The following is a 24,885-nucleotide window of genomic DNA, read 5'->3' on the forward strand; positions in this document are numbered from 1 at the left end:
CGCCCAGCGCCCATCGCCCAGCGCCTACGGCGTCCCAGCATTGATCTTCTTAAAGTACTCTAATATCGCGCGCCGCTCGTCCGCGCTCAGACCGCGCAGCTCGTCCCACGTGGGCTCGCGGAACTTCGTGGCGGCGCGGCCGCTGGCGTTCGTGTTGTCGGGCTTGAGCTCATTGCCGCCCTTGGCGGACGTCGCCTCGCGCTTCTTGTCGTCGTCGCGTTCATCCTTCTGCAGCGACCGGCCGGCATCGAGCAAGCGGCGGAACAACTGCTGTTGTCTCGCGATCGTCGTCGCGTCGAGGCGGCCGCCCTCGAGCGCTTCGGCGAGCTGCTTTGCTTCCTTCGCGAGCTGCGCGGCGCGATCGCCGCCGACGCCTTCACCCAGTTCATCGAGTTGCTGCGAGACCTGACGCTGTTCGCGGGCGAGCGCCCGCGCGGTCGCTTGCATCTGCGACGACATCGGCTGGCCCATGCCGGGCATGAGTCCCTGGGCCTGCGCGTTGATCGAGCCCTGCTTCTTCGCCATCTCCTGCAATTGCTGCATCATCTCGGCGAAGCCGGTCGCGGAGCTCGAGGTGTTGGCCTTTTCGCGATCGCGCGCAAGCGACGCCGCGGCGCGATTCAACGCGTCGGCCGCGTCGCTCATCGCGCTCGCGGCTTGCTGGCCACTGCGCGAGTCGGCGGTGGATTGCATCGCCTCGGACACCTTCTGTTGCGCTTCGCTCACCGAGCGTTGCGAGCGACCGGATAGCAACGACGTTTTCTGGCCTTCCTGCTGAAGCTTCTGCGCCGAGTTGTCGAGTCCTTGCTTTACCGCGCTCTGTTCGCCGCGCAGCTCTTCGGGCTTCGCCTGGCCGGAGCGCGCCTTCTGCTCGAGCTGCTGCTCTTGCCGTGCCATCTGAAGCATTTCCTGCACGGCTTGATCGAGCGCGTTAGTGAGCTCGGACTTCCATTCGTTGACTTGTGACTCGCGCGCATCCTTCATGGCTTGCGATGCGCGGTCCATTTGGGAGGCAGCGTCGCGTGCGTTTTGTTCGACGCCTTGCTGGCCTTGCTGGCCTTGCTGGCCTTGCTGGCTTTGCTGTCCCTTCGCGTTCTGTTGTTGGCCGTTCTGTTGTTGACCGCTTTGTTGCTGGCCGTTCTGTTGTTGGCCGTTCTGTTGTTGACCGTTTTGCTGCTGCCCTGATTGTTGCTGTCCGCTCTGCGGCTTGGCATTCTGGGGCTTGCCGGTCTGCTGCTGATTGCCGGCTGCTTGCTGTTGCTTCGGATCCTTCCCGCTCGAGCGCAGCGCTTCCTCGGCGGCATCGGCGTGCTTCTGTGCTTCCTTCGCGCCCGAGGCCCCCGCATCGGCCTTGTCCTTCTCCAGGCGATCCTGAAGCTTCTTCACTTCGTCGGAGAAGCGTTGCGACCGATCCGCGAGATTCTTCGCATCCGACTTCTGCTCGTCGCTCGGCTTCGCCGATGCCGAGTCGGCGAGCTTGCGATCGTGGTCGGCGATGTCCTTCGCTTCGTCCTTGAGCGTCTGCATCGACCCTTCGAGCGCGGCACGCTTGAGCATCTCCGCGCTCTTCTCGAGCTGCTCGCGAAGCTTCTCCTGCATCGCCTGCAGGTCCTTGAGCGATTGCTGCGATTGGTCGCGCGAAAGCTGTTGCGTCGCGTTGTCGAGTTTCTGCATCTGCGCCAACAATTCCGGCGACAATGCGTCGCGGAGGAGCGCCTGCGCTTCCTGGAGCTGGCGCGCCAGGCTGCTGTCGAGAGCGCCCGCCTGCTTGAGCTGATCCTCGAGCGCTTTGGCGGTTTGCTGCAGCTGCTTCACCTGATCGGCCAGCGCGCGCTGATCCTTCGCCACGGCTTTCGCCTTCTCGGCGGCGTCGTAGCTCATGTTGCCTTTCTGATCGCCGGCACCGCTCGCATTGCTCGGCATGTCGTTCGGGCTGCGCTGCGCGCGATCGCGCGCGGCATCGCTCGTCCGCTGCTCGAGCGACTTCTCCGCGGCGGCGGCCGAACGCGCCTGACTGACGGCCGAATCCATCGCGTCGCGCGCGATGGCGCGGCGCTCTTCCATCGTGGGAATCTTGAGCAGCAGCTCGCGGCTCTCGCCGCGCTGCGCCCAGGGCGAGTTGTCGACGGCGACGATCTTGACGTGCAAGGCGTCGCCTGGCTTGAGGGCGCGCGGCGCGAGATCGAGGATTGCCGTGCCATCCCACACGTTCGTCAGCGCATCGGCGATGCGCTGAGTGATCGCCGTCTGCTGGCCACCGGTGCTTCCCTGCTTCCAGCTCATGATTTCCACGCGCGCGAGGCCGTGATCGTCCGAGGCGGTCGCGCGCAACGGAATGCGATCGTCGCCCGCGACGAGCGTGTCGGTCGCCGGAGAAACCAGCTCGACTTTCGGCGCCGAATCCGGCACGACCTCGAGGTCGATCGGTTGCGGCACGTCGGCGATCGGGCCCGACGCGCCGGTCGCGAGCCACGCATACTTCCCGCTCTTCGTCGGTTGCATGCGCCCGGCGAACGAATGGTCGTTCACGCGCAGCGCGACCGTGTCGCTACCGTTGCCCAGTCGAACGTCGCGCAGCGCGGTCGATGCGCGACCGCTGATGTCGATGACGGTTCCCTGTGGTACGCGCACCGCATCGCCGACGGCAAGCGCCTCGGCGGCGCGACCGAGATACGCCGGATAGACTGCGCGCATCTGCACCGCGCCAACGAACGGGCGGTCCGTAACCCGTACGACCGCGGTGTCGCTTCCCGACCGTCCGTCACTCGCGACGATCGTCAGGTCGCCGCGCAGTGGACCAACCTCGGCCACGCCAAGTCCGTTGCGATCGACCGCCACGGACTGCGTCACCCACGCTTCGCCGGGAATGCGCTGCGTCAGCGTCACGCTGCCGCGATGCGGCGCCGCGATTTGGAGTCGAACCGACTCACCACGCAACACGGCGGGCGGCAAGTTCTGGAACGCGATGCGCGGGAGCAGCGTCCCATCCCACGCGCTCACTGGACGCATGATCGCCAGCACGCCGTCGTTGAAATTCGGGACGACGAACGCCAGCGCCGCCACCGCGACCGTCGCCGCTCCCGACGCGCGCACGAAGCCGCGCCGCACGCCACGCTGCTCACCCGGCGCCAGGCGTGATCGCACCGGCGCGAGCTGTTCGCCCAGCCGCGTGGCCGCACGCCGTCCCAACGTGCCGCTGTCCGCCACTTCGAGCGCGCCGCGCAGCGCGCCGGCGCGCAACGACTGCTCGCGCTCGATCGCGGCGGCGACGTTCTGCCGCGTCGTACGGCGCTGGAGCTGCCGCGCCGTCCACACGATCACCGCCGCATCGGCGGCGATGAGCAGCACCCACACCAGGAACGGCACCAAGCGCGGCAACGACATCCAGCGCGCGCCGCCGAGCACCGACGCGCCGAGCGCGAGTACGAGCGCCGTCGCCCCGACGGCCAGCGCCAGGCCGACGAGGACGTGCATGCGCCGCAGCCGCGCGCGTTCAGAATCTACTAATTCAAGAATACTCATGGCGTCGGCCGGCTGGTCACCGCGTACACGAACAGGTTCACGCCCATCCGCAGCGCCGCTTCGTGCAGCGCCGGTGGATCGTGATAGACCTCGGGATCCTCCCACCCGTTGCCGAGGTCGCTCGAGAAGCTGTAGTACACCGCGAGACGGTCGCCCAGGAAAATCCCGAACCCGCGGGCCGGCAGGCCGTCATGCTCGTGGATCTTCGGAATCCCCTTCGGGAAGTCGTACACGATGTGATAAATCGGATGCGACAGCGGCACGTCGACCAGTGGACGATCGGGAAACACGCGCTTGATCTCGCGCCGAAAGCTCGAGTCGATGCCGTAGTTGTCGTCCACGTGCAGAAAACCGCCGCGCTGGAGATACTCGCGCAGGCGCACGACTTCCGCATCGCTGAACTTGATGTTGCCGTGACCCGTCGCGTGAATGAACGGGTAATCCCACAGCTTGTCGTCCATCAACGTGACGCGCGCTTCGGTCTTGTCCACCTGCAGCGACGTGCGCTGACGAATGGCGGCGAGCAGGTTGGGAAGGCTCGACGGATTGGCGTACCAATCGCCGCCGCCGTCGTACTGCAGCCGCGCGATGGTGAGCACGGGCGGCAGCCGGACCGCCGGGCGCGCGCCGACGAGCGGCAGCAACGCCAGCGCCAACACCGCACGCACACGCGCACCCATGCGACTCAGGGCCATCATTCGCCTGCTCCCTCCTCGTGCTCTGCCCCGGCCGTGAATTCCCGCGCCAGGCGGTACGCCACCTTTTTCGACACTCCCAGCTCGGCCGCGGTTGCCGCTGCCGCATCGCGCGCGCTCATTCCCGACGCGCGCAGCGAGTACACCCGCTCGCGCACCACCGTCTCGCTCGCTTCAACCGCCGGCGCCCCGCCAAGGACGAGAACGATCTCGCCTCGCGGAGTCGTCTCCTGATAGTACGCACGGAGTTGGGCGACCGTTCCTCGCCGGACCTCCTCGAATTGCTTCGTCATTTCGCGGGCCACCGCCGCGGGCCGCTCGCCATTGCCGAGTCGCTCGAGCTCGGCGAGCGTATCGCCGAGGCGATTCGGTGATTCGTAGAGCACCGCGGTGTGCCCCAACCTCGTAATCTCGCCGAGCGTCTCACGGCGCTCCGCACCCGAGCGTGTAAGGAAACCGAAAAACGTGAATCGGTCGGCCGCGATGCCCGACGCCACGAGCGCGGCGAGGAGCGCGGATGCGCCTGGAATCGGCGTCACGGTGAGACCCGACTCCGTCGCCGCTCGCACGAGGCGCGCTCCAGGATCGGACAGAAGCGGCGTGCCGGCGTCGGTGATGAGCGCGAACGATTCGCCGGCGCGCAACCGTGCGACGATCTGCGGCGTCATGCGTGCTTCGTTGTGCTCGTGATACGACACGAGCGGCGTCGCGATCTCGTAGCGATCGAGCAAATGCCGAGAATGGCGCGTGTCTTCAGCGAGCACCGCGTTGACCGACGCCAGCGTCTCGACCGCGCGAAAAGAAAAATCCCCCATGTTGCCGATGGGGGTGCTCACGATGAACAACGTGCCCGCGAACAGCGTACCCGCGCCGGCCGGCGATGCATCCGGGCGCGCTTCGGCCATCAGATGACCTTCCAGGGAATCTCGTCGTACAGGCCGGCGCTCTGGAACATGTGCCGCCGCTCCCACGTCACTTCGCGGAGCAGCGCTTCAGGCGCCATCGCGTCTTGATCCACCGCCGCCCACATCACATCGCGAATCCACGCCGCGACCGCCGTCGTCAGTCCTGCCGAATCGGCGAGCGGATCCTTGGTCGGCCGTCCCGCGAAGGAAAAGCCGTCGAGCGCCGGGTACGACGTCACGAGATGCTGGCGCGTTTGCTCGGCGATTTCGGGAGCGCCGTCGCGCCCACTGTCGACGAGGCGGCGCACGAGCGTCGTCGTCAGATCACGATACGCCTGCACGAGCGCGGGCGGGGCCTGAATCGGCAGCGGAACTGGAACGCCCCATCGCGTGACGCGCAGATCGCCCGTACGCCCTTCTCGCGCGAACAACTTCTTCACGCGATCGATGAGCGTTCCGTGATGCGCGGACGAGAGAAACGCCCGCGCCACGCTGCCGTTGCGGAAGATGAGATAGTTGACGTTCTCGTTCGCGATGATCTCCACGACGCCGTCGAACGTCGTCGCCATGAGATACGGAAACAGCGCGGCCGGATCCTGTGCCGACATGCCCGCCGGCCACGGCTCGATCGAGACGGCGTGCGTGGCATACATGCAGCTCAGCTGCTCTTCATCGGCTTCGTGGAAGCAGATGTCACCGTACTCCGGCTCGGACGGAACCAGGTCGAGTGCTTCGGCGATCGGTACCGGCCGTGGTCCGCGGGCGTCGCGAACCGTTGCGTTCACGACTTCGCCGCTCAGCATGTAGAGGATGACCATCTCCTCGGGCAGCGTGATCGCGACATACCCTGAGATCCGCGCCGCACGGTCGCGCTTGGCGTCGGTGAGCAGGTTTCTCAGGTGGATGTACGCGAGCCGCGTGCGGGGCAGGACGACTCGGCTGTGCGGGAACCGAAGGCCGGCGAGGGAGGACACGGCCGTAAGATGGCGATGGGCGCCGACGCGCGGAAGCTTTCGCGATGGGCGATGGGGGATGGGCGATGGGCGTGGAATTCAAAGGGCGACGGATTTTTCTCCGTCGCCCTTTGCCGTTCCGCCCAACGCCCAACGCCCAACGCCCATCGTCCATCGCTACGCGGAATGCTGCTGCAACTTCGCTTCGATCGAGGCGCGCGGCACCGCGCCGATGATCTGATCCACGACCTTGCCGCCCTTGAAGAACAGCATCGTCGGGATGGAGCGCACGTTGAAGCGCGAACCGGTCTTGATGTTGGCGTCGACGTCGAGCTTCGTGATCTTCACTTTGCCTTCGTAGTCGGTCGCCAGCTGATCGAGGATCGGCGCGACCATACGGCACGGGCCACACCACGTCGCCCAGAAGTCGACGATGGTGAGTCCGTCGGCCTTCTCGACTTCCTGCTCGAAGTTCGCGTCCGTTACAGCCATGATGTTCGACATAGGTGCTCCCCTAACCGAATCTGTTGAATGCTTTTGATGCTGCTGAAAGCCGTTGAAAGCGGTTGAAAGCCGTTGAATCTGCGCGCTGCCGCGGGAAAAATTTCGTGCGGCAATCGATGTCTGGCGTTTTCCCAAGTAAGTAGCTTAACCGCATGGAAAAGCCCCACAATTCCAACAGTTCGGCCGCGTCAGGACCGCGCGGCACCACGATCGCGCACATCGGCATTGCCGTGCGCGGCCTGACCGATGGAGTTGCGTTCTATCGCGACATTTTGGGAATGCCCCGGGTCCCGCTCGACGATTCGGACGGCGCGCGCATCGCCGGGCTCGCCGCGGGTGCGTCGCTCGTCGAGCTGCTCGAGCCCGAGACCGACGAGTCGCCGATTGGAAAGTTCGTCGCGAAGCGCGGCCCGGGAATCCATCACGTGTGCTTCGCGGTCGACGACCTCGACGGCACCCTTGCGCGATGCAAAGCCGCGGGCGTGCGCTTGATCGACGAGACGCCGCGGCGCGGCGCTGACGGCAAGCGGATCGCCTTCGTCCATCCGGCAGCGACGGGTGGCGTGCTGGTCGAGCTGACCGAGTATTGAGCGAGTATTGAGCGAGTAGTGAGCGAGTATTGAGCGAGGGGCGCCCGGAGCGCCTCAGGCCTTTCCGCAGGTCGTCAGCACTTTCACATCGACGGATTTCACAAACCAACGGCCGCCGGGCCCCTGCACCACATCGAATGTGCGCGCTCGATTGTCGCCCTTCGAGAACAGATTCACGACGATCGAATGTCCGCCGCTCGGGTTCGGCGCTTCGCCGACGATGTCGTAGCGATCGTGTTTGAGGGTGCACATCATCACGACTTCGCGCTGGAACAGTTCCTCGCGTGGCAGGAGGTCGCGCGCCGGACCGTCGGGCCCGCCCCACACAGCGCCCATCGCCTGGAGGTCCTGATGTTCGACGGACTCGAGATACGCGCGCACCGCCGACGTCGCGTCAACGGCGCCGGGCAGGTTCGACGCGGCGGCCGCCGGCGCGGGGTTCGACGACACGGTCGACGTGTGACACGCGGCGATGAGCACGAGACTGCTGATTAGTTTCTTCACTCGATCTCCCAAACGTTGCACGCGCCAGGTCTCACGCGATGAAACTTCAGAAACATCAACGGCTGTACATCAACATCGATCACGTCGCCACGCTGCGACAAGCGCGCCGCGGCGCGTATCCGGACCCGGTCGAAGCGGTGTCGCTCTGCCTCAAGGGCGGCGCGGACGGCATTACCGCGCATCTGCGCGAAGACCGCCGCCACATTCAGGACGACGACATCGAGCGGCTGGGCACAATGGCCGGTTTGACGTTCAATCTCGAGATGGCGGCGACCGATGAGCTGATCGGCTTGGCGCTGCGGCTCAAACCACACGAGGTCACGCTCGTCCCCGAACGGCGGCAGGAAGTCACGACCGAGGGTGGTCTGCACGTCGCGGGGCATCGAACGCACATCGCGGAGGCGGTCGCGCGGCTCAACGACGGCGGCATCAAGACCAGTCTCTTCATCGATCCCGTGCCGCGGGTGCTGGACGTGTCGCGCGAGATCGGCGCGGCCGCCGTCGAGCTGCATACGGGAACTTATGCGCACGCGCCGAACGATCCGGCAACCCTGCAAGCGCTGCGTGACGCGGCGCGTCACGGTGCGTCGATTGGATTGGCGGTCCATGCCGGTCACGGGCTCGCGATCGACAACATCGCGCCCGTGGCGGCAATTCCGGAAATCGAAGAGTTGAACATCGGCCACGCCGTCGTGGGTCGAGCGGTGTTCGTGGGGATCGAACAGGCGGTGCGAGAGCTGCGCCGCGCCATGGACGATGCACGCGCGGGTTCCTAACTTCGCCATGCAGGATCACGAGCGTCACATGCACGAGGAGTTGGAATGAGCGCAGCACCCGGCGGTGGCGGCGGCTTTCTCGAGTTCTTCATTCTCGAAGCGGGCGACTACGTCGAGCAGCTCGACGGCGTGTTGCTCGGTGCCAGCCGTGGCGCCGGCGGACCCGACTCCGACGCGCTGCAACGCGTGGCCCGTGCGCTCCGCGGCACCGCGACGATGGCCAAGATTCCAAGCTTCGCTGAGCTGGCCGGCAGCGTCGAACGAGTCGGCCGCGCGCTTCAGGACGGCGCGGTGCAATGGAACCCGGCGATCGGCGGCGCGCTGACGTCGGCGATCGACGATCTCAAGATCCTGCTGCGCGCCGCGCGTGATTGGTCGCCGAACGAAGACGAGCGCGCGAGCTCACGAAGCCAGGAGCTCTCGCGCCTCGCTCCGTCGCGAACGCCTGCCACCGCGGCTTCGGCCGCGAGCGCCGTACATGGAACCTCCGGCGCGCCGCCGCATGCATTTCTCGGCACCGAAGCGTCGAACATCGCGGCGGGTCTGGAGTTGCTCACGACGCGCGCGGGCGACGCGGACACCGCGGCCAATGTGCTTCGACGCGTTCGCGCGTTGCGCGGCGTCGCTGGCGTGAAGGAGATCGGACCGCTCGCGGATGTGCTCGAGGCGACCGAAGATGCGTCGCGCGGACTCGAGAACGGACGCGAGCCGTTGAGCAATGAATCGAGGCAGCTCCTCGAGGCGGCGGCCGCGTATCTCCGGGCATTGTCGGGCGCGCTGCGTGGCAACGGCGACGTGAACGCACCGAGCTCGGCGCGCGAGGCTTTTTCGGCCGCACTCGAGTCGTGGCACGGACGCGACGGTGATCGCGAGCGCGTCGTCCCGATTGCCACGCTCTTCTACGCCGACGGCGGTGCCGGCGTGGTCGAAGCGTCGGCGCATCCGCCGACGTCGGCCGCCGAACGCTTTCGTCTGGAGCTGGTGAGTCTCGGCGAGCATTTGCGCCAGGTCGTCGACGCCGCGCGCCGGGCAAGCGATACGTCGTCGACCCTGCGCGCGCGCCGCGATCTGCGGCGTGCGCTCGCGGCGCTGCAGGCCGCCGCGGACAGCTTCGGCGAGCGCGAGGTCGCGGAATTCGTCGGCACCCACATCGACGCCACCGAGCATGTGGATTTTCTGGGGCTCGCGGCGCTCGAGGACTTGGCGTCGCTGCTCACGGAGCCCGGCATGAACGGCGAGCGGCTCACGGCGCGTCTCGAGGAGATCGCGGGCGGCCGAGACTTGAGCAGCGCGATCGGCGAAGGGTTTGGCGAAGCGTTGAGCGGCGAGCACGCTCCCTCGGCACCTGCAGCGGTTGCTGCGGTTGCTGCACCTGTTGCGGCTGCTACGCCCGTTGCACCCGCTGCACCTCCACGGGTCGCGACGCCGCCGATCGCGGCACCTCTCGCGCCGCAGCCGCCGACAATAACAGCCGCAGCGTCGTCTTCATCTCTCCTCGACCAGACGATCTCCACCCTCGAATCCTTCGCCGACACGCCGATGCTCGAGCCGACGCCGCTGCCGGAAGAAGAGTTGGTGCCGATCGCCAACCTGCTGTATCGCGGCCGCTCGGCGATCGAGCGCGCGATCGAGCTGCGCGACCAGCTGCGCCAGCCCGGCAGCGCCAACGATCAGACGGCGCTCGATGAATTGTTCGACCTGCTCGAGCTGGCGCGCGCGGAGTAATCCCCGGTGAAATTCGGGTGGAAGGGCGCGCTGGCCATCGCGATCAGCGTAGCGTGCCTGTATTACGTGTTCCACTCGCTCGAGTGGTCGAAGGCGGCGCATGCGGCTCGCGACGCGAACTACGGACTGCTGCTGCTCTCCGTTATTGCGTCCATCGGGATGTTCGTGCTTCGCGCGCGTCGTTGGCGCACGATCCTCGATCCCGTCGCGCCCAAGGTTCCGTTTGGGCCGCTCTGGCGATCGATTATGATCGGCCAGATGATGACGAACATCATTCCGGGCCGAATCGGAGAGATCGTTCGTCCGTTCGCGCTGACGCGTGAAGTGCCGAGCATTCCGTTTTCGATGTCGCTCGCCTCGGTGGCGGTGGATCGCATCTTCGACGCGATCGTCGTGCTCCTTCTGTTCGGCGTCGCCATGTTGAGCCCAGGCCTGCCTGACACGCTCACGTTTTACGGTACCACGCTCTCCATCACACAGATCGTGCGGACGCTCAGCGTGGCGCCGCTCGCGTTGCTCGTCTGCCTGTACGCGCTCGTCTTCTTTCCCGACCGCCTGATTCGCGTGTTCGAGGCGTTCGCGCGCCCGGTGTCGCGCACCCTCGAGACGAAAGGCAGCGAAATGCTGCGGCGCTTTGCCGAGGGAGTGAGCGTGCTCCGCAATCCGCGGCATTTCGTCGCGGTTTTCTTGTGGACGCTCGCTCACTGGCTGCTTCAGCCTCTGGCATTCTGGCTGTCGATGCGTGCCTTCGGCATCAGCGTCCCGTGGCAAGCGACGCTCTTCGTACAAGGCGTGATCGTCGTTGGTGTCGCGGTCGCGCCGACCCCGGGTTTCTTCGGCATCTTCGAAGCGGCCGGCGCCGCGGCGCTGTCCGCCTACGGCATCGATAAGACGTTCGGCGCCACCTGGGCGCTCGCCTATCACTTCGCGTCGTTCATTCCGATTACGCTGATCGGCGCGTACTACTTCGCGCGTGCGGGCTTTTCGATGCGCGACATCGGCACCGCGAGCCAGGAATGACCGCGAGCGCGCGCGTGCTCGCGCAAGCCAAGATCAACCTGCTGCTTCACGTCATCGCGCGCGAAGCGAGCGGCTATCACTCGATCGAAACCCTGTTTCTTCGCCTCGACTGGGGCGACGACGTGCGCGTCCGCGTCGCGAGCGGCCGCTCGCTCGAGTGCGCCGGATCGGTGATCCCGCCCTCGGGTCTCGGGCCCGTCGAGAAGAACCTCGCGTATCGCGCGGCGGTGGCGTACGCCGACGCGACCGGCTGGCCGAACGGCTTCGCCATCGAGATCGACAAGCGGATTCCGGTCGGCGGAGGGCTGGGCGGCGGAAGCGCGGACGCCGGCGCCGTGCTTCGTGCGCTCGACGCACTATCGCCGCGCCCGCTCGGCCCGCAACTCGTCGAAGTCGCGTCGTCGATCGGCGCCGACGTCCCATTCCTGTCGATCGAGAGCGCGATGGCGCTCGCGTGGGGTCGCGGCGAACGGCTATTCCCCGTGCATCCGCTCGAATCGCGTCCGATCGTGCTCCTGATTCCGGAGGTGGCGGTCGCCACGGCGGAGGCCTACGGCTGGCTCTCGGCGGATCGCGGGCGCTACGAACCGGAGGCGCGCGTTCTGACGCCGGAGTCGATCGCGACGTGGGAAGCGATCGCGGCCGTAGCGTCGAACGACTTCGAGCGCGTTGTCGCGGCGCGGCATCCGGTGATCTCCGAGCTGGTCGACGAGCTGGCGGCGTTCGACGCCGTCGTCTCGATGATGAGCGGCTCTGGTTCGACGGTGTTCGGCATCTTCGGCGAAGCCCCGGATGCCGCTGCCATCGCGCGAAGCACGGGGCGCACGCCAATCGTCACGCGAACGGCGAATCGAGTTGTAAGAGTGCAGCGGGACGAATAGCTTTCCGGCTCGCGGCAGCAGCGCGACCGCCGCGTACTGCCCCCTCGTCCAATGGCAGGACATCGGACTTTGGATCCGAGAATGGTGGTTCGAATCCACCGGGGGCAATCGCGCATTGCGCTGGGCGCTGGGCGTTGAGCGATGGGCGTTGCACGGCGCTCCGAACCACGCCCAACGCCCAGCGCCCAGCGCAATGCCCTACCGTAACTCTTTCCCTTTATTTAGCTTAATGGGCTCCGCATGGACGGCTTAGCAGTACCGAGTCACGGCCTCAAGCTGTTGGCCGGCACCGCCAATCGGCCCCTCGCGGAGGGGATCGCCGGGCACCTCGGTATCGAGCTGTGCAAGGTCAACCTCGGCCGGTTCGCCGACGGGGAGATCTCGGTTCGCATCGACGAGAACGTGCGCGGCAATGATGTCTTCATCATGCAGCCCACGAATCCACCCGCCGAGAACATCATGGAGCTGTTGCTCCTGATCGACGCGGCGCGGCGGGCCTCGGCGGCGCGCATCACGTGTGTCATGCCGTACTACGGATACGGACGGCAGGATCGAAAGGATCAACCTCGTGTTCCCATCGGCGCCAAGCTGATGGCGAACATGATTCAGGCAGCGGGAGTCGATCGCGTGCTCGGGATCGACTTTCACCAGCATCAGTTGCAGGGCTTCTTCGACGTTCCGGTCGATCACCTGTACGCGATGCCGGTGTTCACCACGCACTACCGCAAGATGGGATTGAACGACCCGGTCGTCGTCGCACCCGACGTCGGCTCGGCGAAGATGGCACGGGGATTCGCGAAGCGACTGAACGCCGCACTGGCGATCATCGACAAGCGGCGCCCCAAGCCGAACGTATCGGAGGTCGTGAACGTCGTCGGTGAAGTCGAGGGACACGATTGTATTCTCGTCGACGACATGATCGACACCGCCGGCACGGTGACGGAAGCGGCCCGCGCGCTCGTGAAGTTGGGCGCGAAGGACATCTACGTGTGCGCGACGCATGCGCTGTTGTCCGGGCCGGCACGGCAGCGGCTGGACGATGCGCCGATCAAGGAGCTCGCGGTGACGGACACCGTGGCGATCCCCGAGGAGCGGCGGCCCAAGTCGCTGTACATGCTGTCGGTCGCCGAACTGTTGTCGAAGGCCATTCGCTTCACGCACGCCGAGCAGTCGGTGAGCTCGTTGTTCGATTAATTGTCCGCCTCGCGCAGGCGAGGAGGAGTGATGGTCATCCTCGCGCAGGCGAGGATCTGCTGTTGTGGTCGATCGTGTACGACCTCGCCCGTTCCGGAAATGGTAGGGAGGACGCAGCCTCCCGAGAGTTGACACGGACGACGCGAGCGGGCTGCGAAGATCTGTAATTCAAGCATTGGTATTCACGTCATGGCAACTGTTTCCCTGAGCGCTCAGGTGCGCACCGAGACCGGCACGGGCGTCGCACGCAAGCTCCGCGTCGCCGGCCAGGTTCCCGCCGTCATCTACGGCCACGGCCGCGCGCCGCAGTCCCTCGCCATCAACACCCGCGAGATCGAAAAGCTCTTGAGCACCGTGTCGGCCGGCAGCACCGTGATCGAGCTCGGCGTCGACGGCCGCACGGCCCGCACGCTGATCCGCGAGATCCAGCGCCACCCGACCAAGCGCAGCATCGTCCACGTCGACTTCCAGGAGCTCGTGGCCGGTGAGAAGATCACCGTCAGCATTCCGCTCCGCTTCACCGGCACCGCCGACGGCGTGCGCAACTTGGGCGGCATTCTCGAGGAAGTCATGCACCAGGTGCACCTGCGCCTGGATCCGGCGAGCATCCCCGACCACGTGGACGTAGACGTCACGCCGCTGACGATCGGTCACAGCATCCACATTCGCGAGTTGAAGCTGCCCGAAGGCGTCACGGTGCTCGACGATCCGGGCGCGACGGTCTGCGTCTGCACCGCGCCGAAGGCGGAAGTCGCCGCCGTCGCGGCGGAAGGCGTCGAGGGCGCCGCCGTGCCCGAGCCGGAGCTCATTCGCAAGCCCAAGGCTGAGGGCGAGGAAGAAGCGAAGTAGCGCTCGGTGCCGGGCGCTGGGCGATGATCGCCACGCGATTTCGAGCGCTTCTGTCCGCGCTCTTCACTCGCCCAACGCCCAGCGCCGAACGCCCATCGCCAATGAAAGTCATCGTCGGCCTGGGCAATCCGGGCAAGGAATACGAGCGCACGCGACACAACGTCGGCTGGTGGGTGGTCGACCACCTCGCCGACGTTTGGCGTTTCGACGGATGGAAGAAGGACGGCGAAGCGCGCGTCGCGAACGGCACGCTCGGGAACGTGAAGGTGCGGCTGGTGAAGCCGCAGACCTACATGAATCTGAGCGGGCAGGCGCTGCGCCCCTATGCGCGGCGGCCGTTCTGGTCGGCGGCGACCGATCTGATCGTCGTCGTCGACGAAGTGCAGCTCCCGATCGGACGCTTTCGCTTTCGCGCGAAAGGAAGCGCCGGCGGGCACAACGGCCTCAAAAGCATCGAACATCATCTCGAAACGCAGGATTACTCGCGCCTGCGCATTGGCGTGGGGCCCGAGGAAGGCCGTGAGCGCGGCGCCATTCTCAGTGACTACGTGCTCGGCGACTTCGGCAAGCACGACGCCGAGGTGGTGCGGAATCTCCTGCCCGAGCTGACCGAGGCGCTGGAGGTGTGGGCGAAGGACGGTATCACGCCGGTGATGAACCGATTTCCCGGTCATTAGTAAATACTCATTAGTCTTTTATAAATGCTCAGACTCGGCATCGTGGGACTGCCCAACGTCGGCAAGTCGACGCTGTTCAATGCGCTGACCTCGGCCAATGTCCTGGCCGCGAACTATCCGTTCGCGACCAAGGATCCGAACGTCGGCCGCGTCAACGTGCCCGACCCGCGCCTCGACGTGCTCACCGGCATCGTGAAACCGGAGCGCACCGTCCCGGCGGCCGTCGAATTCGTCGACATCGCGGGACTCGTCAAGGGCGCATCGCAAGGCGAAGGGCTCGGAAACCAGTTCCTGGCCAACATTCGCGAGACCGACGCGATCGTCCACGTCGTCCGCGCCTTCGAGGACGACGACGTGCTGCACGTCATGGGCGGCATCGATCCGGCGCGCGATCGCGAAGTCATCGAGTTCGAGCTCGCGCTCGCCGACCTGTCGGTGGTCGAGAAGCGTCTCGACCGCGTGAAGCGCGCCTCGAAGACCGGCGACAAGGAAGCACTCGCCGAGCTCGGTGCGCTCGAGCGCGCGAATGCCTCGCTGGCCGAAGGCAAGCCCCTGTGGCACGCGGGCCTCTCGGCCGGCGATAAGGAAACGCTAAAGCCGCTCTCGCTGCTCACGCTCAAGCCGATTCTCTACGCGGCCAACGTCACCGACGCCGAGCTGTCGGGCAAAGAAGGCAAGTACCTCAAGACGCTGCGCGACACCGTGGCAAAGAGCGGCGAGATCGCCGAGGTCGTTCCCTTCTCCGCCAAGATCGAAGCCGAGTTGGCCGAGCTGCCGGCGGACGATCGCAAGGCGTTTCTCGAGTCGCTCGGGCTGGAATCGGCGGGACTCGACCGCCTCATTCGCGCCGGCTATCACCTGCTCGGCCTGCAGACGTATTTCACGGCGGGCGAGCAGGAAGTTCGCGCGTGGACGATTCACCGCGGCGACACCGCGCCCGTTGCCGCCGGCGTGATTCACACCGACTTCGAGCGCGGCTTCATTCGCGCCGAGACCGTGAGCTACGACGACTTCGTCGCGAACGGTGGCTGGAAGGCTGCCCGCGAAAAAGGCGTCGTGCGATCGGAAGGCAAGGAGTACGTCGTCCAGGACGGCGACGTGATGCTCTTCCGGTTCAACGTCTAAGTCAGCGTGTAACTCGACGTCTACGTCAGCGACGGCAGCGTAATCGAGTCGTTGCCGTTCCGATTGCTCGGCGGCGGCGTGTGGATCGCCGGCATCGTCGGTTTGGGCACGCGAATCTGAATGCCCAGGTCGCACTTCGACTTCACCGGCATGACCCAATGCGCATCCGCATCGATCGCCGTGTGGTCCGAGATGCGGTTGTGCTCCGCCAGCAACACGTCGTCCGACGCGCTGGGATCGTAGTTCACGAGCTCGCGGAAAATGATCTCTCGCTGCTCGTCGGTGAGCTGCACCTTGTACGCCTTGTTCGGGCGGTCGAACAACTTGGCGAAGGTGCCGCGCGGAAACACGAGGTTCTTGGCGTTTTCGTCGAGCGCGTCCACGAACTCCTGCGGCACGATGTGGTTCACCACGGCGCTGAACCACTTCTCCGGATTTCGCATCTGCGTTTGCGTCGTGTACGCGTTCGTCTGCGGCTTGATGGCCGCCGCATCCTTGCCGCGAATCTGCTTCATGCCGGCGTTACCGCCGTAATACGTGTTGCAGAACGCCTGTGCGGCCTCGACGGAGCCGAACAGTGTCACCGTGAGCACGTAGTGCCGTTCGCGATACGCTCCGGAGACCGACGTCTTGCCGTACATGTTGATGTTGTCGAAGCTCGCCTGCGCGTTCTGGCCGCGCTCGCCCGGCCCGAAGCGCGACGCCTTCCAGTGCACGGGAGAATCGATGGCCAGGTAGATCTTGTCGTCGGACATGTACCACAAGTCCATCGCGGCGGCCTGATATCTCTTGTCCGCGAGCAAGCCCGCCACGTACGTGTATACCCACGCCGGCAGCTTGCGGCGCTTTGGAAACTCCACCGGCCGCTCCGTGTCGCACCACTTCTTGAAGTACGCCAGGTCCGACGTCGGAAACGCCGTGGCCGCGACGAATTTCCGGGCTGGAATCACCGGAATGAACACGTTGCTGATGACCTTTCCCTTCAGCAACCCGCTCGGAATCTTGTCTCGCTCGAGAATGTCGTACCGGGAAATACCCATGATCTACGCCTGCGCCGACTACTGGTTTCCGCTATTGCGTCTGTGATGCGACGTCGCAGCCGCTAACATGATTTCCGTGCACCAGCTTACGCAACCGTTTGCCGCTAGAATTCATTGGTCGTGCAACGGTTTCTTGACTGGCTTCAGCAACGCGATTGGGACGAGGGTGCCACACTCATGGTGTTTGGCGCCCTCATTGGCGTTGCCGGCGGCCTTTCCGTCGTTGGATTCTACGGTCTCATCGACCTGGCGCACTTCGTCTTCATTCGCTTCACCGAAGTGCGCCTGCCGCGTGTGGCGCAGGCGTTCTATCGCCCGCTGCTGACAGGCGTCGGCTTGTGGTCCGCGTGGTTCGTCGTGCGCCGAACGCGCATTCCCGACGGACAAAACGTTCCGGATGTGCAGTTGGCGATCGCGAAGCGCGACGGCGTCATTCGCACGAGACCCGTCGTCGTGCGCACGATTGCGTCCGCGCTGACGCTCGGCTCGGGAGGATCCGCCGGCAGCGAGGGACCGGTCGCGGTGCTCGGCGCGGGACTCGGCTCGACGATCGCACGACGCCTTCGCTTTCAGGCCCGCCACACGAAGATCCTCGTCGGATGCGGCGCCGCCGCGGGCATCGCGGCCGCGTTCAACGCGCCGTTCGCCGGCGCCTTCTTCGCGCTCGAGGAAGTGCTTGGCTCGTTCTCGGTTGGCGCGTTCAGTCCCGTGGTGATCGCAAGCGTGGTTGGCTCACTCACCGTGCGTCCGTTCCTGGGCGGGCATCCAATCTTCAACGCGCGGGTGCCGGGGAGCACGCATCCCGCCGAAGTGCTGCTCTATCCCGTGCTTGGCATCGCCTGCGGGCTGGCGTCGGCGTTCTACTCGCGCGCGTATCTGCTCGCGAGCTCGATCGGCGGTCGCGCCCCTCGGCCACGCTGGTTGTGGCCGATCGTCGCGGGCGCCGTCGTCGGCGCGATCGTATTGCTCTCGGGTACGTTGCTCGCAGGCAATGGGCACCTCGCCATTCCGGAGCCGATCTTCGGGGGACTGGCGTGGTACACGCTGCTCGCGATCGCCCTCGCCAAGATTGTCGCGACCGTCGTCACGCTCGGCTTCGGCGGCTCGGGTGGAGTGTTCACACCGACCCTGTTCATCGGCGCCGCGCTCGGCGGCGGACTCGGTGTGCTCGGCAACCAGCTCGTACCATCGCTGATCAGAGCACGTGCGTGGGCCTTCGTCGGCATGGGCGGCATGGTGGCCGGAGCGACGCGCGCGCCACTGACCGCAATGTTCATCGTATTCGAGATGACGGACGATTACACGTACGTGGTGCCGTTGATGATCGTCGGCGTCATCGCCTTCACGTCGGCGCGACGCTTTGCGCCGCACGGGCTGTATGACGGATGGCTCGCCGCGCGAGGCGAACACGTCGCGCACGGTGTGGATCAGTCGATCATGGATCGGACGCACGTCGCCGACGCGATCGATCATGACGTCGGCGCCGTGCCCGAAGGCGCGTCGATCGACGAACTGGTGACCGCTGCCGCGGCGACGCGACACGGCGTGCTGCCCGTGGTCGACGCGAGCCGCAGGTATGTGGGCTTGATCACCCACCATCGGCTCCGTGACGCCATCGTCGCGCGCGATACGTTGGGCGCCGTAGTGCTCGCGGCGGATCTCGCCGAGTGGACGGAGCCGGTGTTGCCGCACAATTCCCTGCGGCAGGCGCTCGCGGTGATGAATGCACGCGGCGTCGATGCTCTTCCGGTGACGTCAGCTGCGACCGACGGCGCCGAGTTCGCGGGACTACTCAGCCGTCACGACGTGCTGCTCGTGTACGAGCGCAGCCTTGCCACCTCGGTGTAGTCGGCGCGATCAGCAGGCCGGCGAGTGTGCGAGCGTCACGAGATAACTGACCAGGACAGTGCTGTCCGCCGCCGTGGCCGTGTATTGAAGCGCGCCGGTCGTCGAGCTGGGCGTGGCGTCGATCGCCAGATCGAGCATTCGCGCGAGCGACACATCGACGGACGGGATCTGGATGAAGTACGGATCGCTCGTCGAGGTGCGGGTCACCGCCTCGGTGGCGGCGGTCCGCGAAGGGGCGTCGTTCACGCGGCCGATCGGCGTCCACAAACCGCCCGCAGGAACCACGAACGGCGTAAATGGAGCGTGCGTTGCCCAGGCGGTGATTGCCGTCTGGTTGTAGCTCTGCGTCGTGCATCCGGCCGGAGCGATGCCGACAGTCGTCGTCAGGTCCGATAGCAGCGCCGGCGTCGTAAACGACGCGCCGCCACGCTTGACGTAGAGATTGAACGAATCAACCCCGAGGCCGAGCTGCGTGAGTGTTTCAGCCGCGGAGTTGACACGGCTGACGTCGTTGACTTGCTGCAGGGAGGGAGCAGCCGCAGCAGCCAGCACTGCGATGACGCCGAGGGTGAAGATCGCCCAGAGATAGGCGTAACCCTGGCGCAGACGGGAGGGAGAGTACATGCGCGGGCCGAAGGATGGGAGTAGAACCTATATACATTGGTCCCTATCCTATGGTTCCGCAAGTATTTCATTTGTTTTTGCGTGCTTATGTACGCTGGGACTGAATCAACAGTTGTTGAACTGCCCCGCTAGGAACAGCCGCATCCGAATGGTCACCGTGTCGCCTGAACCGGCCGTGACAGTCACCGTATCTCCGGCCGTGGTCGCGTTGGAATCCACGAGCGCCTTGAACAACGCCGCGTCGCTGCGCTCCACGCCAGGCATCTCGATGAACATCGCCCCGTTCGCCACGCGCGACGGGATCGAATCGCGCAGCAGACCGATCGGTGTCCAGAGGCCGTGTCCAGGACTGACCATGAACTTCAGGAAAGGGCCGTTCGTCGTCCAATCCGTCGAATCGTGCGCGGTCATGTTGCCCGCCGTTCCGCTCCAACAACTGTTCTTGTCGATCGTTGGGCGGACAGGCGTAGCAAGCTCCGAGATTTCGCCTGGAAAATTGTTGGTGCCGGTGTTGGTGGTGCTGTGGATTGCGGTACGGAACGCGATGATCGCCGTGCCCACCGTCCGCAGCGTAGAAATCGACTTCGTCACGCGATCGATGTCATTGATGCGCGCGAGCTGAGGCGCCGCCGTCGCGGCAAGCGCCGCGGCAACGGCGACGGTGACGATCGCCCAGAAGTACGCGAATCCGCGACGATGAGGACGATGCGGGAGATGCAAGCGAGGGGAATCGAGGCGGCGAGGCATGATGCAGTAGACGAGCATTCGAGCTCTCTGTTACGCAAAGAGTGTCGACGCCTTGCGCGTGTCTGCAACGCTTGGGATCCCGTTCAGAAAACTTGATTGGCTCCTGATGAATCATTCTCCCGCGAGACGCGTATGATCAGCAGACTCGGCATCGCCGCCGCGGTCGCTGGTGCACTTCCCTTCGCACCTCACGTCCCGTGTTCGTCCCTCTTCCAGCGTTGTCGACCGTCTGGCGCGGAGCGATGCTCGCCCTGGGCTTCGCCGCGGTAGTTCCCGCTCGCACCGGCGACGTTGCGTCGCATCCCAATCCCGCACACGGATTCGCCGATGCATCGCAACGCGCGCTTCGTTGGATCGCGGCAGACGAGAATGTCGTCGCGGACGGCGGCGCGACGATTCTCCGCTCGCACGGTCAGCGTACCGCGCGCGCCGTGGTGCTGTTTCACGGCTTCACGGATTCACCGCGCCAATTCGCCGATCTCGCCGATTCACTCTACGCCGCGGGCGACAACGTGCTCGTGCCGCGGCTCCCCCATCACGCCGAGCGTGGCAAGAGTGTGCGCGAGCTGGCGCGACTCACGGCGAGCGAGTTGTGCCGCGTCGCGGATGAGTCGATCGACATCGCGTCGGGGCTGGGCGATACCGTGGTCGTCGCCGGCTTGAGCGCGGGCGGGACGATGGCGGCGTGGAGCGCCGAGCACCGCGCGGAGGTGAAGCGGGCCGTCGTGATCGCGCCGCCCTTCGAGGTCGCGCACGTTCCCTCGATGCTCGAGCGGCCGCTGGTCAATCTCGGTGCGCACGTGCCGAACGTATCACGGCGCGCGGCGCCTGACAGCGGGCGCCCGGATCGCGACCCGGGATTCGCGACTCACGGACTGGCCGCGGTGCTTCGGCTCGGGATGGCCGTGCGCGGCGACGCCGAGCGTCACGCGCCGCCGCGGGCCGAGGTGCTGTTCCTGATAAACGCGCACGACGGGACCGTCAAGACGCCGCCCGTGCTCGATCTCGCGCGCACGTGGCACCGGCGTGGCATTCCAGTTTCAGTATATGAGTTTCCTGATTCGCTGCGCCTGCCGCACAACGTGATCGACCCGTTGGGGCGGGCGACGGACCGTGCCATGACGCTCGGCGTCATCCGGACGCTCGTCGCCGGCGGCGAACCGCCGCGCTGGATGGCGCGGCGAACCGCCGCGCTGGATGGCGCGGCGGTGACCCACGGCAGTCCGCCTAACGAATGAAGACGGTGCTGTTGCGCAAGACCGATCCGATCGTGAAGTCGACCGTCTGTCCGGCGCTCACCGCGATGTTGCCCGTGGAGGCGCGTCCGTTGCCGCCGATCGGCGACGCGACGATGCGGAAGTCCTGATTCGCCATCGACGCGTCGACGACGAAGTCCCGCGACGAACTGCCCGTTACGGTGCCGATGCGCGTCGCGAGCCCGGACGACACGGCGTAGACGTCCATGTCCAGGAAGTTCTGATTGGTGACGTGCACGACGATCGCGTTCGCCGGAACGACCTGACCGCCCATTTCGTACGGGTTGTGTGAACACGCGGCGGTGCTCAAGACCGCCGTCGCCGACAAGATCGAGAGTGCGCCCGCCACCAGTTGTTTGCCTCGCATATAGCCCTTCCTCCACCCCAGAGACCGGTTCGAATTTCGAGTACGCCCTTCGTCCCAGGAGTAAAAGCAGATGCGATGCCAAGACTAGCGCCCAGCTTGAGTTAATCTGTTGCGGCGGCTATGATTAAAGGCTGTTCAAAACACACGAAGGACACATTCACCCTCCTCTCGCTCCGGCAACCAACGAGAGGCGGACACGACCAAAGGGAGGATTGCCAACGCATGACGCGTCAATATGAGGCCGTCTATGTCTTCGACTCGACGCTCGAGGATACGGCCATCACCGACAAGCTGAGCCGCCTGCATGGCCTGCTCGGCAACCCAGGCGACCTGGAAGTGAATCATTGGGGCCGCCGCCAGCTCGCCTACGCGATCGGACGCCGCGAGAACGGCTACTACGCCATCGCCAAGTTCACGGCCGATGCCGCGACGCTGCCCGAGTACGAGCGCGCGATCAAGCTCGACGACAGCATCATTCGCCATCTCATCACGCTCTACGAGCACGAGCTCGGCGCTCCGCCGATGTCGGAAGAAGAGCTCGCCCTGGCCAACCGTCGTCGCGAGCAGGATGACGACGAGGACGAGGAATAAACACCATGCGCAGACCACAGAAGACCTGCCCGTTTTGCGAGACCCGCGTCCGTTTCATCGACTACAAGGATGATCGCACGCTCGGCCGCTTCATCACCGATCACGGCAAAATATTGCCGAGCCGCCTGAGCGGCACCTGCTCGCGTCATCAGCGCCAGTTGTCGACGGCGATTAAGCGTGCCCGCTATCTCGCGATCATTCCCTACATCCGCGGAATGCAGGCGTAGTTCCGGTCGATACGCAGCATGACTGACCCAGGCATCGCACCGCCGCCCGATACGCCGACCCCGACGGTACCTCCCGTGCCGCCGGCGTCACCCGTGCCGCCCGTGCCGAACGCTCCCGTGGTGTCGGCGCCGGCGGAGCGCGGATGGGGAAAGCTCCTCATCGCGATCGCGGCGTTTCTATTCATCCCCACGATCCCGCAGATGCGGGCGTTGCTGCCGCTCGAACAGACGATGACGCTGTTCGTGCCGGCCGTCGCCGCGTGTGCGCTCGTGGGTTGGTGGGCGGGAGGGCGCGCGTTTCTCGCGATTGCTTGGGTCGCGATTGCCGTGCTGGTCACGGCGCCGTCGCCGGCGGCAACGGATCCGTTCTACAATCTCGCGCGCGGTTGGAGCTTGCTGCTCGCCGGGGCGTTCGGACTCGTCTGCTTGTTCGGGACCCAGCGGCCGCTGTTTCCGCGAGCACTCGTCGCGCTCGGCGTGACGTTGGCGCTGGCGATGGTCATGAGTTTGATCGGACCGGTGACGCTGTCGCAGGCGGCCACGATCATCGCGGGAGAATTCGCACGGCGCAATCGCGAGACGATGGACGTGATGAATCAGTTCATCGCGGGCCACCCGAAGGAATGGCAGCAGTTCACGACGGCGGTGCCGCAGTTCGCGTCGCTGCCGGCGGAGACCGAGCAGGCCCTGACACTGCTGAGCAAGGCCGGCCTCGCGGTCTTTCCGGCGTTGCTCGCGCTGCAATCGCTGGCGGCGATGGCGATGGCGTGGGCAACGTATCATCGTCTCGGGCGGGCGCGGCTTGGTCCGCCGCTTCGTCCGCTGCGCGAATTTCGTTTCAACGATCAGCTGGTGTGGGGCCTCATCGTGGGTCTCACGATCATGCTGCTGCCGACGCTTACCGCGCTGAGCGGTGCGGGTCGGAATCTGCTCGTGTTTTTCGGTGCGCTGTACGCCGTGCGCGGCCTGGGTGTGTTGTCCTGGTTCTCCAAACCCGGACGGCTGCGCTGGGCGGCCATCATCGGATTCGCATTGCTCTTCGCGCCCATCGTCAACGTCGCCGCGTTGCTCGGATTCCTGATGCTTGGCGTCGCGGCGTTGGCACTTGGGTTAGGCGACACCTGGGCCGACTGGCGCGGGCGTGCGCGCTCTAGTCCTCTCTAATCCGGACAAAGTTCTTCGCTGCGGCGCTTCGCGCCGCTCGCACCACCGCTCGGAATACCTTTAACTCAGTGTTTGGGGTTCACCATGGAAATCATTCTCCGCCAGGCGATCGAGAATCTCGGCAAGCCGGGCGACGTCGTGAAAGTGAAGTCGGGCTACGCTCGCAACTATCTGCTCCCGCACGGTCTCGCGTACGAAGCGACGGCCGGCAATCTCAAGCGCATTCAGCAGGAGCGCGACCGCCTCGAAGCCGCCGAGAACGAGCGTCGTCAGGCGGCGAGCGGCATCGCCGAAAAGCTGGAGCAGGTCTCGCTGACCTTCTCGGCGCGCGTGGGCGAAGAGGGGAAACTGTTCGGCTCCGTCACGGCGGCGGACGTTGCGCAGCAGCTCGAGGCGCAGGGCTTCCACATCGAGAAACGGCAGATCGACCTGCACGAGCCGATCAAGGCGCTCGGCGTGTATCGCGTGCCGGTCCGCCTGCATGCGGATGTGAAGCCGGAAGTGCGTGTTTGGGTGATTAAGCAGTAAGAACCGGCCCGACGCGGTACCGAGAAACGGAAACGGCGGCACTTCGGTGTCGCCGTTTCCGTATTTGGGGGGTACTACGACCGGCCGCTCCAGACTCTTACCAACCCCAGCACAGCGGTTATCCTACTAGAGGAACCAACGAGCACCCCAACACACTTCATGACATCGACTCCAACGACCAACTCGCTGGCACTCGCGCAGCGCGCGGCTCAGATCGCGATCGACAACAAGGCGCAGGACGTGGTGCTGCTCGATCTGCGCGGCGTCACCGACATGACGGACTTCTTCATCATAGCCAGCGGCACGTCGGACACGGCGACCCGATCCATTGGTGAGCACGTGTTGGAGGAGATGAAGAAGGAAGGGTCGCCCGCGCATCACATCGAAGGGTTGGAAAAGGGCCGGTGGGTGCTGCTCGACTTCGTTGATTTCGTGGTGCACGTGTTCCATCCGACCTTGCGCAACTTCTATCAGCTCGAGCGGCTGTGGGCCGACGCGGAACAGATTCCGATCTAGGCGTTGGGCGTTGGGCGCAGGGCGCTGGGCGGATCGTCTCGGCCAGCGTCTGGCGAG

General features: G+C 65.5%; 26 protein-coding genes and 1 tRNA gene. 17 read left to right on the forward strand and 10 right to left on the reverse strand.

Features of this window, described 5'->3' with window-relative positions; genetic code table 11:
- Positions 1-24 precede the first annotated feature (24 nt).
- From VN706_22395 to trxA, 5 genes are all read right to left on the reverse strand, one after another.
- Positions 25-3,522, reverse strand: a complete 3,498-nt coding sequence (locus tag VN706_22395; GenBank protein ID HXT18395.1) for a hypothetical protein — start codon at positions 3,520-3,522, stop codon at positions 25-27.
- Positions 3,519-4,220, reverse strand: a complete 702-nt coding sequence (locus VN706_22400; GenBank protein HXT18396.1) for a DUF4159 domain-containing protein — start codon at positions 4,218-4,220, stop codon at positions 3,519-3,521. Before VN706_22400 ends, VN706_22395 begins: the two co-directional genes overlap by 4 nt.
- The gene (rsmI, locus tag VN706_22405) at positions 4,217-5,122 is read right to left on the reverse strand and encodes a 16S rRNA (cytidine(1402)-2'-O)-methyltransferase (GenBank protein ID HXT18397.1); all 906 of its coding nucleotides are present in this window, start codon (positions 5,120-5,122) and stop codon (positions 4,217-4,219) included. Before rsmI ends, VN706_22400 begins: the two co-directional genes overlap by 4 nt.
- On the reverse strand, positions 5,122-6,096 hold the full coding sequence (locus VN706_22410) for a hypothetical protein (GenBank protein HXT18398.1): 975 nt from the start codon (positions 6,094-6,096) through the stop codon (positions 5,122-5,124). The genes rsmI and VN706_22410 overlap by 1 nt, the downstream gene beginning before the upstream one ends.
- 156 nt (positions 6,097-6,252) lie before the next feature.
- Positions 6,253-6,579, reverse strand: a complete 327-nt coding sequence (gene trxA / locus VN706_22415) for a thioredoxin (protein ID HXT18399.1) — start codon at positions 6,577-6,579, stop codon at positions 6,253-6,255.
- Positions 6,580-6,731: 152 nt separating this feature from the next.
- Between trxA and mce the strand changes: the two genes are divergently transcribed.
- Positions 6,732-7,169 carry a methylmalonyl-CoA epimerase gene (gene mce / locus VN706_22420; protein HXT18400.1) on the forward strand — a complete coding sequence of 146 codons (438 nt, stop codon included), beginning with the start codon at positions 6,732-6,734 and terminating at the stop codon, positions 7,167-7,169.
- A 54-nt stretch (positions 7,170-7,223) separates the two neighbouring features.
- Here mce and VN706_22425 read toward each other — a convergent pair whose 3' ends face one another.
- Entirely contained in the window at positions 7,224-7,673 is a 450-nt protein-coding gene (locus tag VN706_22425) for a hypothetical protein (GenBank protein HXT18401.1), read from the reverse strand.
- A gap of 38 nt (positions 7,674-7,711) precedes the next feature.
- Here VN706_22425 and VN706_22430 point away from each other — a divergent pair, with 38 nt between their 5' ends.
- From VN706_22430 to ychF, 9 genes are all read left to right on the forward strand, one after another.
- Positions 7,712-8,449 (forward strand): pyridoxine 5'-phosphate synthase, encoded by a 738-nt coding sequence (locus tag VN706_22430; protein ID HXT18402.1) that lies wholly within the window; start codon positions 7,712-7,714, stop codon positions 8,447-8,449.
- A 45-nt stretch (positions 8,450-8,494) separates the two neighbouring features.
- Positions 8,495-10,174 (forward strand): Hpt domain-containing protein, encoded by a 1,680-nt coding sequence (locus tag VN706_22435; protein ID HXT18403.1) that lies wholly within the window; start codon positions 8,495-8,497, stop codon positions 10,172-10,174.
- 6 nt (positions 10,175-10,180) lie between these two features.
- Complete coding sequence (locus tag VN706_22440) at positions 10,181-11,194, forward strand: lysylphosphatidylglycerol synthase transmembrane domain-containing protein (protein ID HXT18404.1); 1,014 nt, start codon at positions 10,181-10,183, stop codon at positions 11,192-11,194.
- Complete coding sequence (gene ispE, locus VN706_22445) at positions 11,191-12,075, forward strand: 4-(cytidine 5'-diphospho)-2-C-methyl-D-erythritol kinase (GenBank protein HXT18405.1); 885 nt, start codon at positions 11,191-11,193, stop codon at positions 12,073-12,075. Before VN706_22440 ends, ispE begins: the two co-directional genes overlap by 4 nt.
- 37 nt (positions 12,076-12,112) lie before the next feature.
- Positions 12,113-12,183, forward strand: a tRNA-Gln gene (locus VN706_22450).
- A 132-nt stretch (positions 12,184-12,315) separates the two neighbouring features.
- The gene (locus VN706_22455; protein HXT18406.1) at positions 12,316-13,269 is read left to right on the forward strand and encodes a ribose-phosphate pyrophosphokinase; all 954 of its coding nucleotides are present in this window, start codon (positions 12,316-12,318) and stop codon (positions 13,267-13,269) included.
- 189 nt (positions 13,270-13,458) lie between these two features.
- Positions 13,459-14,118, forward strand: a complete 660-nt coding sequence (locus VN706_22460) for a 50S ribosomal protein L25/general stress protein Ctc (GenBank protein HXT18407.1) — start codon at positions 13,459-13,461, stop codon at positions 14,116-14,118.
- 101 nt (positions 14,119-14,219) lie between these two features.
- Positions 14,220-14,795 (forward strand): aminoacyl-tRNA hydrolase, encoded by a 576-nt coding sequence (gene pth, locus VN706_22465; GenBank protein HXT18408.1) that lies wholly within the window; start codon positions 14,220-14,222, stop codon positions 14,793-14,795.
- Positions 14,796-14,819: 24 nt separating this feature from the next.
- Positions 14,820-15,920: a redox-regulated ATPase YchF gene (gene ychF, locus VN706_22470; GenBank protein ID HXT18409.1), complete on the forward strand. Its 1,101-nt coding sequence runs from the start codon at positions 14,820-14,822 to the stop codon at positions 15,918-15,920.
- A gap of 20 nt (positions 15,921-15,940) precedes the next feature.
- Here the strand turns inward: ychF and VN706_22475 are convergent, their stop codons facing one another.
- On the reverse strand, positions 15,941-16,960 hold the full coding sequence (locus tag VN706_22475) for a hypothetical protein (GenBank protein ID HXT18410.1): 1,020 nt from the start codon (positions 16,958-16,960) through the stop codon (positions 15,941-15,943).
- Between the two features lie 120 nt (positions 16,961-17,080).
- Here VN706_22475 and VN706_22480 point away from each other — a divergent pair, with 120 nt between their 5' ends.
- Positions 17,081-18,808: a chloride channel protein gene (locus VN706_22480; GenBank protein HXT18411.1), complete on the forward strand. Its 1,728-nt coding sequence runs from the start codon at positions 17,081-17,083 to the stop codon at positions 18,806-18,808.
- Between the two features lie 9 nt (positions 18,809-18,817).
- Here the strand turns inward: VN706_22480 and VN706_22485 are convergent, their stop codons facing one another.
- Positions 18,818-19,432 carry a hypothetical protein gene (locus VN706_22485; protein HXT18412.1) on the reverse strand — a complete coding sequence of 205 codons (615 nt, stop codon included), beginning with the start codon at positions 19,430-19,432 and terminating at the stop codon, positions 18,818-18,820.
- Between the two features lie 105 nt (positions 19,433-19,537).
- Positions 19,538-20,197, reverse strand: coding sequence for a hypothetical protein (locus VN706_22490; protein HXT18413.1), 660 nt, complete (start codon positions 20,195-20,197; stop codon positions 19,538-19,540).
- Between the two features lie 200 nt (positions 20,198-20,397).
- Between VN706_22490 and VN706_22495 the strand changes: the two genes are divergently transcribed.
- Positions 20,398-21,417, forward strand: coding sequence for a hypothetical protein (locus VN706_22495; GenBank protein ID HXT18414.1), 1,020 nt, complete (start codon positions 20,398-20,400; stop codon positions 21,415-21,417).
- Here the strand turns inward: VN706_22495 and VN706_22500 are convergent.
- The gene (locus VN706_22500) at positions 21,407-21,802 is read right to left on the reverse strand and encodes a hypothetical protein (protein ID HXT18415.1); all 396 of its coding nucleotides are present in this window, start codon (positions 21,800-21,802) and stop codon (positions 21,407-21,409) included. The two genes, VN706_22495 and VN706_22500, sit on opposite strands and share 11 nt — an antisense overlap.
- 222 nt (positions 21,803-22,024) lie before the next feature.
- On the opposite strand from VN706_22500, the gene rpsF reads away from it, so the two are divergent.
- From rpsF to rsfS, 5 genes are all read left to right on the forward strand, one after another.
- Entirely contained in the window at positions 22,025-22,393 is a 369-nt protein-coding gene (rpsF, locus tag VN706_22505; GenBank protein HXT18416.1) for a 30S ribosomal protein S6, read from the forward strand.
- A gap of 5 nt (positions 22,394-22,398) precedes the next feature.
- Positions 22,399-22,620, forward strand: coding sequence for a 30S ribosomal protein S18 (gene rpsR, locus VN706_22510; protein HXT18417.1), 222 nt, complete (start codon positions 22,399-22,401; stop codon positions 22,618-22,620).
- Between the two features lie 18 nt (positions 22,621-22,638).
- Positions 22,639-23,784 carry a DUF2232 domain-containing protein gene (locus VN706_22515; protein HXT18418.1) on the forward strand — a complete coding sequence of 382 codons (1,146 nt, stop codon included), beginning with the start codon at positions 22,639-22,641 and terminating at the stop codon, positions 23,782-23,784.
- A gap of 84 nt (positions 23,785-23,868) precedes the next feature.
- On the forward strand, positions 23,869-24,312 hold the full coding sequence (gene rplI, locus VN706_22520) for a 50S ribosomal protein L9 (protein HXT18419.1): 444 nt from the start codon (positions 23,869-23,871) through the stop codon (positions 24,310-24,312).
- A gap of 159 nt (positions 24,313-24,471) precedes the next feature.
- Positions 24,472-24,828, forward strand: coding sequence for a ribosome silencing factor (gene rsfS / locus VN706_22525; protein HXT18420.1), 357 nt, complete (start codon positions 24,472-24,474; stop codon positions 24,826-24,828).
- Positions 24,829-24,885 lie beyond the last annotated feature (57 nt).

The sequence above is a fragment of the Gemmatimonadaceae bacterium genome (genome assembly GCA_035606695.1).
Classification (GTDB): Bacteria; Gemmatimonadota; Gemmatimonadetes; order Gemmatimonadales; family Gemmatimonadaceae; genus JAQBQB01.

Coding starts and splice junctions, on each gene's coding strand:
- VN706_22395 (HXT18395.1), bottom strand. CDS start 3,522: ATGAGTATTCTTGAATTAGTAGATTCTGAACGCGCGCGGCTGCGGCGC.
- VN706_22400 (HXT18396.1), bottom strand. CDS start 4,220: ATGATGGCCCTGAGTCGCATGGGTGCGCGTGTGCGTGCGGTGTTGGCG.
- rsmI (HXT18397.1), bottom strand. CDS start 5,122: ATGGCCGAAGCGCGCCCGGATGCATCGCCGGCCGGCGCGGGTACGCTG.
- trxA (HXT18399.1), bottom strand. CDS start 6,579: ATGTCGAACATCATGGCTGTAACGGACGCGAACTTCGAGCAGGAAGTC.
- mce (HXT18400.1), top strand. CDS start 6,732: ATGGAAAAGCCCCACAATTCCAACAGTTCGGCCGCGTCAGGACCGCGC.
- VN706_22430 (HXT18402.1), top strand. CDS start 7,712: ATGAAACTTCAGAAACATCAACGGCTGTACATCAACATCGATCACGTC.
- VN706_22435 (HXT18403.1), top strand. CDS start 8,495: ATGAGCGCAGCACCCGGCGGTGGCGGCGGCTTTCTCGAGTTCTTCATT.
- ispE (HXT18405.1), top strand. CDS start 11,191: ATGACCGCGAGCGCGCGCGTGCTCGCGCAAGCCAAGATCAACCTGCTG.
- VN706_22455 (HXT18406.1), top strand. CDS start 12,316: ATGGACGGCTTAGCAGTACCGAGTCACGGCCTCAAGCTGTTGGCCGGC.
- VN706_22460 (HXT18407.1), top strand. CDS start 13,459: ATGGCAACTGTTTCCCTGAGCGCTCAGGTGCGCACCGAGACCGGCACG.
- pth (HXT18408.1), top strand. CDS start 14,220: ATGAAAGTCATCGTCGGCCTGGGCAATCCGGGCAAGGAATACGAGCGC.
- ychF (HXT18409.1), top strand. CDS start 14,820: ATGCTCAGACTCGGCATCGTGGGACTGCCCAACGTCGGCAAGTCGACG.
- VN706_22475 (HXT18410.1), bottom strand. CDS start 16,960: ATGGGTATTTCCCGGTACGACATTCTCGAGCGAGACAAGATTCCGAGC.
- VN706_22485 (HXT18412.1), bottom strand. CDS start 19,432: ATGTACTCTCCCTCCCGTCTGCGCCAGGGTTACGCCTATCTCTGGGCG.
- VN706_22490 (HXT18413.1), bottom strand. CDS start 20,197: ATGCTCGTCTACTGCATCATGCCTCGCCGCCTCGATTCCCCTCGCTTG.
- VN706_22500 (HXT18415.1), bottom strand. CDS start 21,802: ATGCGAGGCAAACAACTGGTGGCGGGCGCACTCTCGATCTTGTCGGCG.
- rpsF (HXT18416.1), top strand. CDS start 22,025: ATGACGCGTCAATATGAGGCCGTCTATGTCTTCGACTCGACGCTCGAG.
- rpsR (HXT18417.1), top strand. CDS start 22,399: ATGCGCAGACCACAGAAGACCTGCCCGTTTTGCGAGACCCGCGTCCGT.
- VN706_22515 (HXT18418.1), top strand. CDS start 22,639: ATGACTGACCCAGGCATCGCACCGCCGCCCGATACGCCGACCCCGACG.
- rplI (HXT18419.1), top strand. CDS start 23,869: ATGGAAATCATTCTCCGCCAGGCGATCGAGAATCTCGGCAAGCCGGGC.
- rsfS (HXT18420.1), top strand. CDS start 24,472: ATGACATCGACTCCAACGACCAACTCGCTGGCACTCGCGCAGCGCGCG.